This is a genomic window from Acetivibrio sp. MSJd-27 (assembly GCF_018918095.1).
Taxonomy (GTDB): Bacteria; Bacillota; Clostridia; order UMGS1840; family HGM11507; genus HGM11507.
This window is the reverse complement of the sequence record NZ_JAHLPV010000025.1, coordinates 25333-42194: the sequence shown is the minus strand read 5'-3', so window position 1 is coordinate 42194 and position 16862 is coordinate 25333. Positions and strand designations below refer to the sequence as shown.

15 protein-coding genes are annotated in these 16862 nt (G+C 47.6%); all 15 read right to left on the bottom strand.

Annotated features, from left to right (window positions below; genetic code table 11):
* Window positions 1-186 precede the first annotated feature (186 nt).
* Entirely contained in the window at window positions 187-597 is a 411-nt protein-coding gene (locus tag KQI32_RS09185; protein ID WP_374197072.1) for a GNAT family N-acetyltransferase, read from the bottom strand.
* A 108-nt stretch (window positions 598-705) separates the two neighbouring features.
* Complete coding sequence (locus KQI32_RS09180; RefSeq protein WP_216424783.1) at window positions 706-1497, bottom strand: RnfABCDGE type electron transport complex subunit B; 792 nt, start codon at window positions 1495-1497, stop codon at window positions 706-708.
* 13 nt (window positions 1498-1510) lie between these two features.
* The gene (gene rsxA / locus KQI32_RS09175; RefSeq protein ID WP_216424786.1) at window positions 1511-2089 is read right to left on the bottom strand and encodes an electron transport complex subunit RsxA; all 579 of its coding nucleotides are present in this window, start codon (window positions 2087-2089) and stop codon (window positions 1511-1513) included.
* Between the two features lies 1 nt (window position 2090).
* Window positions 2091-2690 (bottom strand): electron transport complex subunit RsxE, encoded by a 600-nt coding sequence (rsxE, locus tag KQI32_RS09170; protein WP_177691251.1) that lies wholly within the window; start codon window positions 2688-2690, stop codon window positions 2091-2093.
* Window positions 2687-3232, bottom strand: a complete 546-nt coding sequence (locus KQI32_RS09165; RefSeq protein ID WP_216424782.1) for an FMN-binding protein — start codon at window positions 3230-3232, stop codon at window positions 2687-2689. The genes rsxE and KQI32_RS09165 overlap by 4 nt, the downstream gene beginning before the upstream one ends.
* Window positions 3225-4202, bottom strand: a complete 978-nt coding sequence (locus KQI32_RS09160; RefSeq protein WP_216424781.1) for an RnfABCDGE type electron transport complex subunit D — start codon at window positions 4200-4202, stop codon at window positions 3225-3227. Before KQI32_RS09160 ends, KQI32_RS09165 begins: the two co-directional genes overlap by 8 nt.
* Before the next feature lie 64 nt (window positions 4203-4266).
* Window positions 4267-5595 carry an electron transport complex subunit RsxC gene (rsxC, locus tag KQI32_RS09155; RefSeq protein WP_177691248.1) on the bottom strand — a complete coding sequence of 443 codons (1329 nt, stop codon included), beginning with the start codon at window positions 5593-5595 and terminating at the stop codon, window positions 4267-4269.
* A 90-nt stretch (window positions 5596-5685) separates the two neighbouring features.
* Window positions 5686-7419, bottom strand: coding sequence for a VanW family protein (locus KQI32_RS09150; protein WP_216424780.1), 1734 nt, complete (start codon window positions 7417-7419; stop codon window positions 5686-5688).
* Window positions 7398-8009, bottom strand: a complete 612-nt coding sequence (locus KQI32_RS09145; protein ID WP_177691246.1) for an NUDIX hydrolase — start codon at window positions 8007-8009, stop codon at window positions 7398-7400. Before KQI32_RS09145 ends, KQI32_RS09150 begins: the two co-directional genes overlap by 22 nt.
* A gap of 49 nt (window positions 8010-8058) precedes the next feature.
* Window positions 8059-9351, bottom strand: a complete 1293-nt coding sequence (locus tag KQI32_RS09140; protein WP_216424779.1) for an amidohydrolase — start codon at window positions 9349-9351, stop codon at window positions 8059-8061.
* Between the two features lie 11 nt (window positions 9352-9362).
* On the bottom strand, window positions 9363-10589 hold the full coding sequence (locus KQI32_RS09135; protein ID WP_216424778.1) for an adenosylhomocysteinase: 1227 nt from the start codon (window positions 10587-10589) through the stop codon (window positions 9363-9365).
* 16 nt (window positions 10590-10605) lie between these two features.
* Entirely contained in the window at window positions 10606-11430 is an 825-nt protein-coding gene (locus KQI32_RS09130; RefSeq protein ID WP_216424777.1) for a purine-nucleoside phosphorylase, read from the bottom strand.
* A gap of 144 nt (window positions 11431-11574) precedes the next feature.
* A complete protein-coding gene (locus tag KQI32_RS09125; RefSeq protein ID WP_216424776.1) occupies window positions 11575-15294 on the bottom strand; it encodes a phosphoribosylformylglycinamidine synthase in 3720 nt (1239 codons plus the stop codon).
* A gap of 13 nt (window positions 15295-15307) precedes the next feature.
* On the bottom strand, window positions 15308-16093 hold the full coding sequence (gene larE, locus KQI32_RS09120) for an ATP-dependent sacrificial sulfur transferase LarE (protein WP_177691241.1): 786 nt from the start codon (window positions 16091-16093) through the stop codon (window positions 15308-15310).
* The gene (locus tag KQI32_RS09115; protein ID WP_216424775.1) at window positions 16071-16856 is read right to left on the bottom strand and encodes a tetratricopeptide repeat protein; all 786 of its coding nucleotides are present in this window, start codon (window positions 16854-16856) and stop codon (window positions 16071-16073) included. The genes larE and KQI32_RS09115 overlap by 23 nt, the downstream gene beginning before the upstream one ends.
* Window positions 16857-16862 lie beyond the last annotated feature (6 nt).

The following is a 16862-nucleotide window of genomic DNA, read 5'->3' as shown; positions in this document are numbered from 1 at the left end:
GTAATGCGGTTGCCAAACCTTTTACTATTATATCTCAGGAGGTTTTATTTGCATATGCTTAAGCTTTTTATCTTCCCCCAGTAGAACTGGGGGTTTATTTCCACGTCTAAAGACACCAAAAAAGTCCCCTTTGAAAAGATATACTCTTTTCAAAGGGGATTTCTATATACAGATTCTTCTCATCTGTCATTGAAAAATTTTTTTAAAATTTAACTGTTGCTTCCCGGAAATATATCCGCATCTGCGATAGAACACATGTGCTTCGGTTCTTTCCATTCCGGAAACCAAACGAATTCCGAAAGCCCCTGTTTCTTTTCCCCATTTTTCAACTTCTGCCAATAAAGCTTTTCCAATACCATGTTTGCTATATTCTTTTGATACGGCAATACCCATGATATTCTTCATATGCGGAAAATAAATCACATCATAATCGCAGGCATGTACATACCCCACAACTGCATTCTCTACTGATGCAACAAAAATTTTATCCTTATCACTTTTCAATAAATCCTTCAACCTGTTTTTTGTTTCATCGGATGGATACTCATAGCCCATTTCATTACAGTTAAGCTGCTGGATGGAATCGACATCCTCCATTCTGCATTCTCTTATCTGAAAAGTCATAATGATTCACCTCGGCAAATAATCTTACGCATAGTCCGTTTTAATGTATCTCAAGCAAAAAATTTTTATTGCACAGATTTTTTACAGCTTTACAATCACATTGCGCGGACATTTCGCCATGCATTTTCCGCAGTTTTTACACTTGTCATAATCGATCTCCGCTACAAAGTGATTCACATGAATCGCGTCAAAGGGGCATTCCTTTTCACACAACCTGCAGCCAATACAGCTGACCTTACACAAATCCTTGGCAATCGGTCCCTTGTTATGATTGTTGCACATAACCATGTATTTCTTTTCCTGCGGAACAAGGCTTATCACATTCTTCGGACAGGCTTGGACGCATTTTCCACAGGCGGTGCATTTGTCCTCGTTGATCCGGGCAAGTCCGTCCTCAATCTCAATTGCGCCAAAAGGACAGATTCTCTGACAGGTGCCTAGCCCCAGGCATCCGTTGGGACAATCCTTTTGTCCCCCGCCCAGCTTGCTGGCCACAATGCAGTCCTGAATCCCGCTGTATTCATATTTCTGCCTTGCATTTTCATAACAGCCCAGACAGTGCACCCGGACAACTTTTTTTACATACTCGCCAGTGGAAACACCCATGATCTGTGCAATTTGGTCACTGACTTCCTTGCCACCTACCGGGCAGCCATTGAGCGGGGCATTGCCCTCCGAAACTGCGGTTGCATAAGCATTGCATCCTGCATATCCGCATCCGCCGCAGTTCGCGCCCGGCAAAACTTCCAGAATCAGAGGAATCTTTTCATCCACTTCCACCTTGAATATTTTTGAAGCGCCGCCCAGCATCAATCCGAACAGCAACCCCATCACACCGAGGGCGATTACCGGAAAGACCAATTCCATAAACATATTCTCACCCTCCTTATATCTTTAAGCCTTGGAAGCCAAGGAAAGCCATCGCGATAATGCCGGCGGTAACCAATGCGATGGGAAATCCTTTCATCCATTCCGGTATCTCAGAATTCTCCAGCCGTTCCCGAACCCCTGCGAACAGAAAAATGGCAATGGTAAAACTCAAAGCGGCGGCCACGCCGGATACCAGTGCTTCTATAAAATTGTAATTTTTATCGATATTCAAAATAGCGATCCCCAGAACCGCACAGTTGGTGGTAATCAACGGCAGATAAATCCCCAAAGAGGTATAGAGCGAGGGACTTAATTTCTGAATTGCCATTTCAACCAGCTGTACCAACGCGGCGATGACCAAAATGAAAGAGATTGTCTGCAGATATTCCAAATGAAATGGAACCAGCAGATAGGTCTGCACGCACCAGGTAACCGCCGATGCAATCGCCATGACAAAGGTAACCGCCATGCCCATGCCGAGAGCGGTATCTGTCCGTTTGGAAACACCGATAAAGGAGCAGATCCCCAAAAATTTGACAAGCACTATATTTTCAATCAGGATCGAGGTAATAACAATCGAAAAAATGGTCGACATACTAATCATTTACCTTACCTCCTCTTTTGATTTTAATGATATTGATAACAGCCAGAACCAATCCCAGTGTAATGAATCCTCCGGGAGGCAGTATCATCATGATCGCAGGCTGGAATCCCTCCGGAAACAGGGATAGTCCAAACAGGGTTCCATTGCCGAGAATCTCCCTCACGACTGCCAAAATCAAAAGTGCAAAGGTAAAACCAAGCCCCATCCCCAAGCCGTCCATAAAGGAAGCTCCGATTCCATTTTTGGATGCAAAGGCTTCCGCGCGCCCGAGAATAATGCAGTTCACCACGATAAGAGGGATAAACAGCCCCAGAGACTGCGCCAAATCCGGCAAATATGCCTTTAAAAGCATTTCGATAACCGAGACAAACCCGGCGATAATAACAATGTAAGCCGCAATCCGTATCTTCTGGGGAATCACTTTTCTCAAACAGGATATGACCACGTTGGAGCCAATCAGAACAACCGTAGCCGCCAAGCCCATACCAATCGCATTGTTTGCTGTCGTGGTAACCGCCAAAGTCGGACACATTCCCAGCAGCAGTACAAAAACGGGGTTCTCATTGATGATTTTCTTCAGCATTTCCTTCATTCTTTTGCACCTCCCGCTTCCTTTGCCAGCTTAATGGCATCCGTTACTCCGGCCGTGACAGCCTTGGATGAAATGGTTGCGCCTGAAACGGCGACCACTTCATTGCTGTTCTTCGCACCGCCTTTTACGACGCAAACATCGGCGCCTTTCCCTTTAAATTGGTCAAGAAACTTTGGTTCACTTGCCTTGCTTCCAAGACCTGGTGTCTCCGAAAAACTCACAATTTTTACACCGGATACCTGAAAGGTTTCATCCAGACCCACCATCATATTAATCTCGCCGCCAAAACCGGAAGGGTTGGTGTTCACCGCATAGCCAACCGTTTTCCCGTCTTTGACACCGCGGTATACCATATCGGACAGCTTTTCAAAATCATCCGCACCGGAAAGCACTTCCGCTCTGGCTTCCTTTTCCTGTTTTTCTGTGATGGCCGCAATCTTGGGTGCCGTTATGTAATTGGCTGCGGCAAGTGCCAATGTGACAAGCGCACAGATAAAGAACAGCACAAGTCCTAATTTTAAAATACTTTCTTTTTTATGCATGCTTTTTCACCCTCCCATACTGTCTTGGAAGAATCCATTTATCAATCAAGGGAGTTATGATATTCACCAGCATAATAGAATAGGTAACCGCTTCGGGATACCCGCCCTTGACTCGAATCAAAATCGTAAAGAACCCGGCGATAATACCTGCAATCACACTTCCCAGATTTGTCGTCGGAGTTGTCGTGTAATCGGTAATCATAAAGAAAGCGCCCAGCATCAGACCGCCGGAGAGCAGATGGAACAGAGGATCTCCCGTCATGAAGCCGTCATAACCCATCAGCCAGCCAAACAGCATTGTGCTGCCCAGATAAGCCAAAGGGGCGTACAGCTTAATCACTCTGCGGCAAATCAGATAAACAGCGCCGATCAAAAGTGCCAGCGCAGAGGTTTCTCCGATACAGCCGCCAATCTGTCCGATAAATAGATCCATATATCCAGTCATCTCTCCCTGCAGTTTCATAAGCCCCAGCGGAGTTGCGGAAGAGATCGCATCAATGTTTGCGACCGACGAAAAAAGCGGCATCGGCTGAAAAGGCATCACAAAGGTAGTCATCAAAACAGGCCAGGAAGCCATCAAAAAGGCCCTGCCTCCCAGTGCCGGATTGATAAAATTCTGCCCCAAACCGCCAAACAGCTGCTTGCAGATGATAATAGAAAACAGTGCGCCCACAACGGGAAGCCAAAGCGGCACGTTTGCCGGCATGGAAAACGCCAGAAGAACACCGGTGACACAGGCGCTCAAATCGCCGATGGTATCCTCCTTTTTCATAAATCGGTTCCAAAGGGATTCAAACAGCACACAAGAGGCGACCGACACCAAGGTTATCACAAGAGCCCGGTAGCCGAAAAACACAATGCCCGCCAGCAGTGCTGGAAACAGGGCAATCAGCACATCACGCATCATTTTGGTAATGTACTGGTTGGTATGTATGTGAGGTGAGGAACTCACCAAAAGCTTTTTATCCATTGTAATGATGTATCCTTTCGTTTTTAACTTGGACAAGAAACGTCCTGTGCCGCACAAACCGCGGTCATTTCTTCTGTTCCCGCAGTCTCTGCATGGTCAGCTGCTTGCCAATGCGGATCCGCTGCAGCGGATTCTTCCTGCTGGGACATACATAAGAGCAGGAACCGCATTCAATACAGTCGGTAATATGATATTTGATCATCATATCATAGTCCTCCTTTTTGGAGTAAGCCGACAGGTAAAGAGGCATCAAGCCCATAGGGCATCCGTCTACACACTTGGCACAGCGGGTGCAGGGCATTTCCTTCTCCCAAATAACCTCATTTTCCAAAAGGGCCAGTAAACCTGAGGTTCCTTTCACAACCGGCGTGCGCAGGTCATACTGTGCAATTCCCATCATTGGTCCGCCCATAATGACCTTTTTCACGTCCTCCTTCAAGCCGCCTGCCGCGTCAAACAGCGTTTGAAAATCAGTGCCGATACGAACTTCAAAATTGCACGGCTTCTTTACGCCGAGACCGGATACCGTTACAATTCTGCGGATGAGCGGCATTCCTGTTTTCATTACCCTGGCAAGAGCGGTACAAGTGTCGATATTGTTCACCACAGCTCCCGCGTCAATCGGCAGTTTTCCGCTGGGAACCTCCCTGCCGGAAACCGCTTTGATCAGATGCTTTTCAGAGCCCTGAGGATATTTCGTTTTTAAAACGCATACCTCTATGGAGTTGTCCCCGTTTAAAAGCTTTTGCATATGCTCCGCCGCATCCATCTTATTTTCTTCAATGGCAAGATAGGCTTTATCTACACCGAAATTGTGCATCATGACTTTCAGGCCGTAGAGAACCTCTTCTCCTTCTTCCAGCATCACACGGTGATCTGAGGTCAGATAAGGCTCACATTCCGCGCCGTTGATGATCAGATATTCCACTTTTTTATCCTTGGGAGGCATCAGTTTAATATGTGTTGGAAATCCGGCTCCTCCCATACCAACTAGTCCCGCTTGCCTTGCCGCTTTTGCAATATCCGGCGGCGACAGCTTTCGGTAATCGCCGATTGGTTTGACCGATGGATCCAACTCGTCCTTTCCGTCATTTTCAATGAAAATAGCCGGAGCCTTCATTCCGGATGGATGGAAATACTCCTCTATTTTCATCACTTTTCCCGAAACAGAACTATGTACCGGAGCCGAGACAAATTGATCGCTGTCGGCGATTTTCTGTCCCATGTACACATGCTCTCCAACCTTCACCAAAGGCTCCAGTGTGGCGCCGATATGCTGACGGAGCGGCAGAATCACCATCTTGGGCGCATCCAATTTCACAATTGGCTTATGCTCTGTCAGCTCCTTGTGTTCCGGAGGATGAATCCCCCCCCGGAAGGTATACTTCTTCATAAGCATTCTCCTTTTGTTCTATCTTGTTTTTCCTTTATTGCTTTGTTTAATATTTAACAATAGTGCGGGATTTTCGATCCCGCACTATTCTTATTCGTTATTTGGCATTGTAGTCGCTTCCGATGTCTCCGTCGGTTCCTGAGTAACTGGGGGCTGACTGGTCGGCGGGGCAGACGTCACGGGAGGTTTTGTAGGCTCTTGTGTGACAGTGGGTTCCGGCGTTTGCGTGTGTACCGGCGGTTTCGTCGGCGGTGTGGGTGTTTGCGTAGGAGGGTTGGAAACCTGCGTTCCCTTTCCGACCTCAATCACTTTTTTCAGCGGCTGATAGACGCTTGTTCCAAGGCTCTCTTTGCGGATCACATTCCCGTTCCCGTCTTTCACAATCTTGGTGGCGGAAACTTTATAGCCGTTCAGTCCGTTTTGCTTCACACGCTGCTGCCCAGCTTTCAGGCTGTCAACCTCAACATACTCCGTGGGAAACGGCGTGGTTCCCAGTGTCTGGGTAACCAGCTCCACTTTTTTATTTTGTTCCTTCGTTCCAAGGATTGTCACCGACATGATGCCTCCGCTGGCACTTGCGAGAATCTTGATCGGTGCGGAATAGTTGTTCTTAAAGCGGAAATCGATAGAACCATAGGCTACCGTGGCGTCCAATCCGTTTTTCGCATACGAAACGGTAAACATATGGTTTCTGCGCTCCACGATTTTTAGATCCGCCAGCAAGGTGGCGTAGTAAAGAGTGGAAGAAACCTGGCAAATGCCACCGCCCAGTTCTTCGGACAGCTCTCCATTTGTAAAGATGGTGGCAGTCGAAAAACCTGCCGCTGCCGTTCTTTTTCCTACCGTTTTATTAAAGGAAAAAATATCTCCATTGTTTAGAACCGTACCGTTGATTTTTTTCGCTGCAAGCGACACGTTCTGGGTTCGGCCTTTCAGCGACGCATTGTAATTTGTCCGATAAGTTCCCAGCACATCATGGAAAAACTGCCCTTCTATATTTTCTGTCTTGATTGTGGGATACGTCTTGTTCAGTTTCAGCTGAAAACTCTTTTCTCCTTTGTTCAAATGCTCTTCCAGAGATTTTTTATCCACTGATCTTCCGATCACATGAGGGATGATTTTGGTCTTGCCGTCAACCGTTTCCGCTCTCGCGTTTTCCGCTTTCACATAGATAGCATTATAAATGTCATCCGCAGAAGGAACGCCGATAGGCATACCCTGCAGTTCCAGAACGGTGTAGTCCTCTACCGCCATCCGCTGTTTCATTTGGCTGTAAAAAGCATCGATGTCCACATACTCCCCTGTGTCGTTTATGGTCACTGTTACAGCTGTGTCAGAATAAGCGAGCGTATAAGGAGCATCTGTAATCCCCTGCTCGGATAAAAGCGTCTTAGCAGTTTGTTTAAACAGCTCCTCATCGTTCAAATAACTGGACTTGATTTCAACCTTTCCGTTTTTTGCTTTCCAGACCTGAAAAGCACGTTCCAGTTTACCGCCCGTCCGGTATGTATCATAAGCCGCTTTCGCCATCTCCTCCGCATTGTAATTAAATCCGACCGCACTGGGAGAAAACGTGATGGAAATGTCATGGAACTTTGCGGTAAATTCCTGGCTGGGCATGTTCTCCTCATAATCTGAAATAATCTGTTTTACTTCCTCCTGCGTTTTCCCACCGAGCGGGATATCCTTGAAATAGATCCCTTCATAGACCGTATCGCCGTCCAATTCCCCTACTGCGGAGACAAAAAAAGCAGAGACGCACAGCAGCAGCACACACACTGCTGCAATACCGGATATTAAAATCACTTTTTTCTTTTTTGACATTGGTATAACTCCTTCAAATAGTCTTTGTAAAAATAGATTGCCTGAGAACGGAATTGACACCAGTCATACCATCCTCCCTTAATTTCCCTCATCTTATCCCCGATTTGAATCAATCTTTCATCGTCTGCTTCCAGATATTCTGTGATCTCATCCTCCGTGGCATCCTCTATCAGATTACCGCTTACCTCTTTTAGTAAAAAGAGATAGGAATAAAATTTTAATGCTTCATCCTTATAATTTATTTTATATTCAACCAGTCCCAAAAATGATTGAATTGTAAAATTTATTCCTAATTCTTCTTTCATCTCTCGGGAAAGCGCGTCGATCGCCTTCTCCTCAAATCCAATCCCCCCGCTGGGAATGCGGTAAATCCCTCTTGGATATTTACCGCTTTTTATGACAATCTTTTTTCCGTTCTTCCGCTCCACCAGAAAAACAACCTCACCCCGGCGATCGGTATTCAGATTCTTCTTAAAATTTTGAAAGAATTTTTTATTCGTAAAGGTCAAATCCGCTTGCTTGATTACGGCAGAAGTGTTATAAGCCGCCTTTAACTCATTAAATTCCCTCTCCACATAACTTTCCAGCATTTATAACACCTCCTCCTTTCTATCAGGAATACAATATGATTTTGGTTTCCTATTCGAATAATCTTGCTTTAATCCGCATAATTTCCGCTTTTACCTTTTCGATATCCAGCGATTTGTATTCTCCATCCTGATAAACCGTCCTGCCGCCAATTACAGTAAGGCAGACATCCGGCCCCTGCGCCGTATACAGAATATTGTTTACCGGATCGTGCTGAGGATAATAGTAAGGCTCCGTGTTATTTACCATGATAAAGTCAGCGTCATAGCCCTCTTTCAGAATCCCTTTTGTCGTGCGGTTCATTGCTTTTGCTCCGTTTACCGTGGCAAATTTCAATATTTCAAACGGCTTTACCAGAGAGGGATCATTGGTTCCGGCAAGCAACAGGGCTGCCAGGTGCATTTCCTCAAACAGATTCAGATTGTTGTTGGAGGAGCAGCCGTCCGTCCCCAGCGCAATGTTAATTCCCATATTACTGTACTTCAGAATGTTTGCAATGCCGCTGCCCAGCTTTAAATTGCTGGCCGGATTATGTGTGACGGTACTCCCGCTGCTGCGCACAATCTCCAAGTCATCATCCGTCAGCCAAACGCCGTGGGCGATATTGACCGGCCGATTCAATAATCCGGATTCCTGATAAACCTGAACAGGGGTTTTCCCGTACTTTTCCAGGCACTCCCTGTTTTCTGTTTCGTTTTCCGAGATATGAGAAGTCACTGGTATTCCATATTTGTCCGCCACTTTCGCGATATATCTGAAATACTGCGGCGAACAGGTATAAATTGCATGAGGGAAACATTCCACTCGAATCTGATCATCGTACTTCCCATTATAGGACTCAAACAGCTCGATCATTTCCTTCAGACGATAATCATCGCTGTAGTCCTCCTTTAACTGATCGTTCATCAGACCGCGGGAAATATTGGCATTGAAACCGGTTTCCGAATACGCCGCAGCCGCTCTGTCCATAAAATAATAACAGTCGTTGACCAGCGTCGTTCCGGTGCGTACCATCTCGGCAATCCCCAGCATGGTACCCCAATAGATATCCTCCGGTTCCAGTTGATCTTCAATGGGGAATATCTTTTGAAAAAGCCATTCCTGCAGAGAATAGCCCTCCGCATATCCCCGAAGCAGCGTCATAGCCACATGGGAATGGGCATTGCACAGCCCCGGCATAACAATCTTGCCTTTGGCGTCAATCACCTCGCCGTATGCCGTCTCCCTCTCCTCCAGATGTTCGGATACCAAAACGATTTTTTTATCCCGGGTTCCGATATATCCATGATAGAGCACCGGATTGGACTCATCCATGGTAATAATTGTCGCGTTTTTCAACAGCATAACAAGACCCTCTATTCCATAAAATCGTTGATATAGTGCTCTTGCTCCTCGGTGAGCCTATCGATTGAAACACCCAGTGTTTTCAACTTCAGCCCCGCCACATAGCGGTCAAGCTCTTCCGGCACGTTATAGACCTTGTTGGTCATCTCCCCGTGATGTTCATTGATGTATTTCAGAGAGAGTGCCTGAATGGAAAAACTCATATCCATGATTTCCGCCGGATGTCCGTCGCCAGCGGCCAGATTGACCAGCCTGCCCTCCGCCAACAAGTTCAGATGCCTGCCGTCCTTGGTGATATAAGCCTCAATATTGTCCCGAACCGTTTTCTTTTCCACCGAGACAGCCGCCAAATCCTGCTTATTGATTTCCACATCAAAATGCCCGGCATTTGCCAGGATGACACCATCCTTCATGTTCTCCATATGCTTTTTGGTGATAACGTCCTTACAGCCTGTCACTGTAACAAAAATGTCTCCAATTTTGGAGGCTTCCTCCATAGACATAACGCGGAAGCCGTCCATCACCGCCTCAATCGCTTTGATGGGATTGACCTCACAGACAATCACGTTTCCGCCCAGTCCCTTGGCGCGCATCGCCGCACCCTTTCCGCACCAGCCGTATCCGGCAATGACCACATTTTTGCTGCTGACAATCAAATTCGTGGTTCGGTTGATACCGTCCCAGACAGATTGTCCGGTACCGTAACGGTTATCAAACAGATATTTGCAGAAAGCGTCATTGGCAGAGATAACAGGGAATTTCAGCTGTCCTTCTTTTTCCCTCGCCCGCAGACGCAGAATGCCGGTTGTGGTTTCCTCCGTTCCGCCGTACAGCGTCTCAATCAGCTCCGGCATTTCATGATGAATGATCGCTGTAAGATCGCCGCCGTCATCCAGTATGATATCCGGCTGCTGTTCCAGCGCTTTTCTCAGATCGTTGTTGTACTCTTCCTCTGTTGCACTGTGCTTTGCGTATACCGTCACACCATAGGACCGCAAACCTTCCACCACATCGTCCTGTGTGGAAAGCGGGTTACAACCGGTTGCCACCACCTGTGCGCCGCCGGCCTTCAGCACGGTCGCAAAATAGGCCGTCTTTGCCTCCAGATGAATGCAAATTGTAATCTTTTTTCCACGGAACGGCTGTTCCTTTTCAAACTGTTTCTTTATCGTATTTAATATTGGCATGTGGCGGGAAACCCATTCAATTTTTTTCTTTCCGCTTTCAACCAATGACATATCTATTCCCTCATCTCTATCTATTTTCTATTTTTTCTATGATTCGCGTCAGCAGTGCAACCGATTTCTCGGCCGCATGTTCTCCCGCTGCGATAACTTCCTCATGGGTTAGGGGCTGATCCAGAATTCCCGCCGCCAAATTGCAGACGCAGGAAATGCCCAACACCTTCATTCCCATATGGTTGGCGCAGATGACCTCCGGCACCGTCGACATGCCCACCATATCCGCTCCAAGCGCACGCAGAGCACGGATTTCCGCAGGAGTTTCAAAGCTGGGACCGCTCATGAAAGCGTATACGCCTTCTTTCAGATCGACTCCAATCTCCCCGGCTGCCTTTTTCGCCGTTTCGATCAGCTCCCTGTGATACGCATGTGTCATATCCGGGAAGCGGACGCCAAAGGTATCCAGATTTTTTCCCCGCAAAGGGCTGTCGTCAAAGAACTTAATATGGTCGGAAATCAGAACCAAATCCCCCGCACGGTAATCCTCGTTAATCCCGCCCGAGGCGTTGGTTACAATATAATTTTCCACGCCGAGCAGCTTCATCACCCGCACGGGAAACGCAATCTGCTTCATGGTGTAGCCCTCATAATAATGAAACCGTCCGCTGAACGCCAGAACCGGAATTTCGTTGATGCATCCCAGTATCAATTTACCGCTGTGCCCGGGTACGGTGGAGAGGGGAAATCCGCTAATCTCCCCATAGGGCAATTCTTTCTTCTCCGTCATAAATTCCGTAAATTTGCTGAACCCCGATCCCAAAACCACGCAGGTTTTGGGAAGCTTTTCACCAAATACTTTTTTGATATCGTAGACCGCCTCGTTAAAGTTATTCAACATACTCGATTCCTCATTATAACAAGATAAAATTGCTTTTGCAAAGCAAAAGCCACCTCATAAGCGTTTCAACCTCGCAAAATAAAAATATTATCTATCCGCTCTCTTCTCCATAATATGGAAAAGGAAAGAGGCGTTTTGGCGAGGTTACTTAAAGTATTCCACCCCGGATTTGAAAATTTGCATGTCAAATTCGCCGGGAATGTTTTTATACAGATTGTCTCCGATCCGCTCGGAGTGTCCCATTTTGCCCAGTACTCTTCCATCCGGAGAAGTGATCCCTTCAATTGCACAGTAAGATCCGTTGACATTGTAGGTGGGATCATCGGTAATCTGTCCGTCCGGTGCGGCATAACAGGTCGCAATCTGCCCATTCCTCTTCAATTCCTCAATCATCTTTTCACTGGCTACAAAACGTCCTTCCCCATGGGATACTGGAACTTTGTATACCTCGCCCGGTTTGACATGGGAGAACCAGGGTGAAAGATTGCTCATCACCTTCACGTTGACCATGGTTGAAATATGCCGTCCGATGGTGTTGTAAGTCAAAGTGGGGCATTCTTCATTCGTGTCGATAATTTTTCCGAAGGGAACCAACCCCAGCTTAATCAGCGCCTGGAAACCGTTGCAGATTCCCAGCATCAGACCGTCACGCTGATAGAGCATATCGTGAATTGCGTCAGTAATCCGCGGATTTCTCAGCACAGTAGCGATAAACTTACCGGATCCGTCCGGCTCGTCCCCGCCGGAGAAACCGCCGGGAAGCATCATCATCTGGGAGGAACGGATTTCTTTTTCCATCGCTTCCAAAGACTCTGCAATATCATTCCCGTAAGTGTTGCGGAACACCAGAATCTTGGTTTCCGCGCCTGCAAACCGGAACTGGCGTTCCGTATCGTATTCGCAGTTTGTTCCGGGGAACACCGGAATCAGCACTTTCGGCTTTGCTGTCTTATATTTGGAAGCAGACGCACTGTCTTTTGTATAGTATGGCATTTCAAAGGTTTTCTTATCCTCCTTGTGGGTTTCCGGATACACCTTGGAAAGAGGTTTTGTAAACGCCAGAATCAGTTCTTCCAGAGAAATGATTTCCTCCCCAATGGAAATGATTCTGCTGTCGTTGGTGAAGCCGATGATTTCCGCGCCTTCCATTTCAAAATCCTTCGCCGTTTCCAGAATATAGCCGCCGTAGTTGGCCTCAAACAAGCCTTCTGTCTTTTCAAAAGCAAAGCCGATTTTGTTTCCGAACGCCATTTTCAGAACCGCTTCCGCAATACCACCCATGGGAACCGCATATGCCGCGGTCACTTTCTTTTCAACAATCAAACGATACAGCTTTCTGGAGGTTTCCAAAAACGCTTCGAAATCCGGCATTCCATTTTCATCCCGTTTAACCGGCAGATAAACCACTTTGCTGTCTGTATTCTTAAATTCAGGCGAGATGATATCATCGGTATTCGCCGGTGCAATCGCAAAGGACACCAGCGTCGGCACAACATCCAGATTGTTGAAGGAGCCGCTCATGGAATCCTTGCCGCCGATGGCTGCCATATTCAGTTCCTTCTGCGCCAGATATGCACCCAGAAGAGCGCTCAAAGGCTTGCCCCACCGCAGGGCATCCTCGCCCAGCCGTTCAAAATACTCCTGGAAGGTCAGATAAATTTCATCCACGTCACAGCCGGACGCAACCACCTTTGCCACCGACTGGATCACTGCATAGAGCGCGCTGTAGAAGGGGGATCTCTCCGCCAATTTCGGATCATAGCCGTAAGCCATCACCGTAGCGGTTTTGGTCTCTCCGTTCTGTACCGGAATCTTTGCCGCCATAGCTTCCGCCGGCGTCAATTCATATTTCCCGCCAAAGGGCATGAGCACGCTGGAGGCACCGATGGTGCCGTCAAACATTTCTCCCAATCCTTTCTGGGAACAGACATTCAAATTGGAAAGAATCTCTTTAAATTTCTCTGCAAACGAGCCATCCCCCGCAGTGACACTTTGGAAAAGATTCGTTCTGTCGCAGGAGGGTATCCTCGCTTCCGCATATTTCGGCGCGCCGTTGGAGTTCAAAAATTCCCGGGAAATATTTACGATGCAGTCATCCTGCCAAAACATTTTCAGCCGTTTTTCCGCAGTCACCTCGGCAACCACGTTTGCCTCCAGATTTTCTTTGGCCGCTTCACGGACAAACCGTTCCGCGTTCTCTTTGGCGACAACAACCGCCATACGCTCCTGGGATTCGCTGATGGCAAGCTCGGTTCCGTCCAGCCCTGCATATTTTTTCGGTACCTTGTCCAGATTGATGACAAGTCCATCCGCCAGTTCACCGATTGCGACAGAGACGCCGCCGGCGCCGAAATCGTTACAGCGTTTAATCAGCGTAGTGACTTCCTTCTTCCGGAACAGCCTCTGGATTTTCCGTTCCTCCGGCGGATTTCCCTTCTGTACCTCCGCACCGCATGTCTCGATGGACTGCTCGGTGTGCGCCTTGGAGGAACCGGTCGCCCCGCCGCAGCCGTCCCGTCCGGTTCTGCCTCCCAGAAGGACAATCAAATCGCCCGGCTGGGGTTCGGTGCGGATGACATTTTCTTTCGGAGCTGCGCCAACTACCGCGCCGATCTCCATACGCTTTGCAATATAGGATTCATCATAGATCTCCCGAACCAAACCGGTGGACAGACCAATCTGGTTGCCATAGGAGCTGTAACCGTGAGCCGCAACGGTAGAAATCTTTCTCTGGGGCAGCTTGCCCTTTAAGGTTTCCTCCACGGTTTTTCTCGGATCTCCGCTTCCGGTGACGCGCATTGCCTGATAGACATAGGAACGTCCTGACAGCGGATCGCGGATTGCACCGCCCAGACAGGTTGCCGCGCCGCCAAAAGGTTCGATCTCCGTGGGATGGTTATGGGTTTCGTTTTTGAACATCACAAGCCAGGTTTCCGGCTTTCCGTTGACATCAACCTCCACCTCGATGGAGCAGGCGTTGATCTCCTCAGACTCATCCAGGTTATCCAAAACGCCTTTCTTTTTCAGCTCCTTCATGGCGATAGTTGCCAGATCCATCAGGCACACCGGTTTTTCCTTTTTATCCCGATAAACAAATTTTCTGGATTCCAGATATTCGTCATATACTTTTTTGATAACAGGATCTTCGATTTCCACTCCGGTTAGGTTGGTGGAAAAAGTGGTGTGACGGCAGTGATCCGACCAGTACGTATCGATCATCTTCATTTCGGTCACGGTGGGATCCCGTTTTTCCACATCCCGGAAATACTCCTGACAGAATTTGATATCATTCAAATCGCAAGCAAAACCGTTTTCTTTCAGAAACGCAAAAAGCCCGTCTTCGTCAAGTTGGATAAAACCGTCAAACACCTTTACCTTGTCGGGCGTGCTTAACTGCATATCCAGTGAATCCGGTTTTTTCAATCCGGCTTCTCTTGAATCAACGGGGTTGATCACATACTGTTTGATTTTTTCAATATCCGTATCGGAAACCGCGTCATTGACGGCATACACCTTTGCAACCTTCACATCCGGCTTTGCCTGTCCGGTCAGGATCTGGATACACTGCGCCGCGGAATCGGCTCTCTGATCAAACTGTCCGGTCAAATATTCCACCGCAAAAACCTTATAGCCCGCAAAATCTGCTTCCTCAAAGGAAAGGGTATCCACCTGCGGCTCGGAAAAAATAGTATTCTGTGCTTTCTTGAAAATTTCCTCATCGATCCCCTGCACGTCATAGCGAACCAGGATACGCACGTCCTGCAGACCGGATATCATAAGGTTTTCGGTCAAGTCGTTTAAAACGCCCTTTGCCTCCACGGCAAACTCAGGTCTCTTTTCTGAAAAAACGCGAACTATTTTCATCTATGATCCTCCATTACTCTAATTCCAAAAGAACTGTTTTGAACCCCAGTTTTTCCGCTTCCTGTTTGATAGGAGATGAAACGATTTTATATTGTTCTTCTTTTTTTGCTTCTATCTTTACGGTATCGCCGAGTATTCTTGCCCGCATATATCCCTGCACACCCAGACGCCGGATCTTTTTTTCTATCTTCCAGCAGAGGGCCAGCTTTTCCTCTGTCAACTCCTCGCCGACTGGAAAGCGGGTTGCCAGACAGGACATGGACGGTTTTACATAATCCGTGAGACCGAATTTCTCTAAAAGAGTGTAGACCTCCGGCTTCGTAATACCACAATCAGCCAGCGGCTTGCCCACCGACAATTCCTCCGCTGCTTTCAGACCCGGCCTGTCCTGTCCCAAATCATCCGCGTTCGTGCCATCCAGCACAGCGGCAATATGATGGGCTTTTGCATAATTTATACACTTTTCCATCATATTCTTTTTGCAGTGATAGCAACGATCTTTCCGGTTAAACCGGAAAGCGTCAACCGAAAACTCCTCCGCCGGCAGAACGACATGACGTATCTGCAGGCGTTCACAGAGTGCCGCTGCGGCCTGCAGTTCCTCTGCGGGCAACATGCTGCCCGCCGCTGTCAACGCCGTAATCTTTGTGTTTCCCAGCGCTTCCGCGGCCAAACGGCAGAGAAGCGCGCTGTCTGCCCCGCCGGACAAAGTCACCGCAACGGAATCAAATTGTCTCAGCAACTGATACAATTGCTCTTCTTTCTGCAAAATCAACTTATTCTTCATGGTTGCTTTCAAGCAGTTCGCCCTTCTTTTCTTCCATCTCATTGAGCAGGCTGCAAACCTCTTCCTTGGATACCGTACTCAGATTGTTGAACGGACATTTGACCGCCTTACACAGTGCTTCAAAGGCATTTGTATAGTCCCCTTTCTTCTGGAGCACAAGGGCGTAATTATAGTAAGCCTCTGGAAAATTCGGCTTCTTGGTCATAAGCTTTTCATAGAGCTCCAAGGCTTTGTCATACTGTCCGTCCAGGTACAGGGCCTGTCCGTAATTATCCATAAGCACTGGATGCTCGTCATTATATTCCATGGCTTCCTCGCTGAATTTCACCGCGTCCTGCGGATCGTTTAAAATGTTATAAAGATAACCCAGCGTGCAGTATACATTGGTGGTTTTATAATTTTCATAGACCTCGTCCATGACCTCTTTGGCTTCCCCCAGGTTTCCTTCCTTATAGAGTACCAAGGCAAAAACGGCTTTCGCCTCGTATTTCACATTGACCGGAATTTTCGGATCCGCACTGACCTGCATCAGCATCTGCCTCGCCTTCTGTACATCGCCCAGCTTCAGCTCGGTGAATGCATAGCGCACCTTGGTGAAAGGTGCAATCTTTTTATAGCGGCAAGCCTTACGGAATGCCTCCAGCCCTTTTTCCACCTGGCCCTTGGAGATCATTTTGGTCGCTCTCCAGATGAACAGGTATGGAAACTTAGGCACCACATTAAAAAGAATAAAAAAGAAAAGAAACAGTGAAATAAGCAGTACAAATGGATTCATGTTGCC

Coding starts and splice junctions, on each gene's coding strand:
- KQI32_RS09185 (WP_374197072.1), bottom strand. CDS start 597: ATGGAGGATGTCGATTCCATCCAGCAGCTTAACTGTAATGAAATGGGC.
- KQI32_RS09180 (WP_216424783.1), bottom strand. CDS start 1,497: ATGTTTATGGAATTGGTCTTTCCGGTAATCGCCCTCGGTGTGATGGGG.
- rsxA (WP_216424786.1), bottom strand. CDS start 2,089: ATGTCGACCATTTTTTCGATTGTTATTACCTCGATCCTGATTGAAAAT.
- rsxE (WP_177691251.1), bottom strand. CDS start 2,690: ATGAAGGAAATGCTGAAGAAAATCATCAATGAGAACCCCGTTTTTGTA.
- KQI32_RS09165 (WP_216424782.1), bottom strand. CDS start 3,232: ATGCATAAAAAAGAAAGTATTTTAAAATTAGGACTTGTGCTGTTCTTT.
- KQI32_RS09160 (WP_216424781.1), bottom strand. CDS start 4,202: ATGGATAAAAAGCTTTTGGTGAGTTCCTCACCTCACATACATACCAAC.
- rsxC (WP_177691248.1), bottom strand. CDS start 5,595: ATGAAGAAGTATACCTTCCGGGGGGGGATTCATCCTCCGGAACACAAG.
- KQI32_RS09150 (WP_216424780.1), bottom strand. CDS start 7,419: ATGTCAAAAAAGAAAAAAGTGATTTTAATATCCGGTATTGCAGCAGTG.
- KQI32_RS09145 (WP_177691246.1), bottom strand. CDS start 8,009: ATGCTGGAAAGTTATGTGGAGAGGGAATTTAATGAGTTAAAGGCGGCT.
- KQI32_RS09140 (WP_216424779.1), bottom strand. CDS start 9,351: ATGCTGTTGAAAAACGCGACAATTATTACCATGGATGAGTCCAATCCG.
- KQI32_RS09135 (WP_216424778.1), bottom strand. CDS start 10,589: ATGTCATTGGTTGAAAGCGGAAAGAAAAAAATTGAATGGGTTTCCCGC.
- KQI32_RS09130 (WP_216424777.1), bottom strand. CDS start 11,430: ATGTTGAATAACTTTAACGAGGCGGTCTACGATATCAAAAAAGTATTT.
- KQI32_RS09125 (WP_216424776.1), bottom strand. CDS start 15,294: ATGAAAATAGTTCGCGTTTTTTCAGAAAAGAGACCTGAGTTTGCCGTG.
- KQI32_RS09115 (WP_216424775.1), bottom strand. CDS start 16,856: ATGAATCCATTTGTACTGCTTATTTCACTGTTTCTTTTCTTTTTTATT.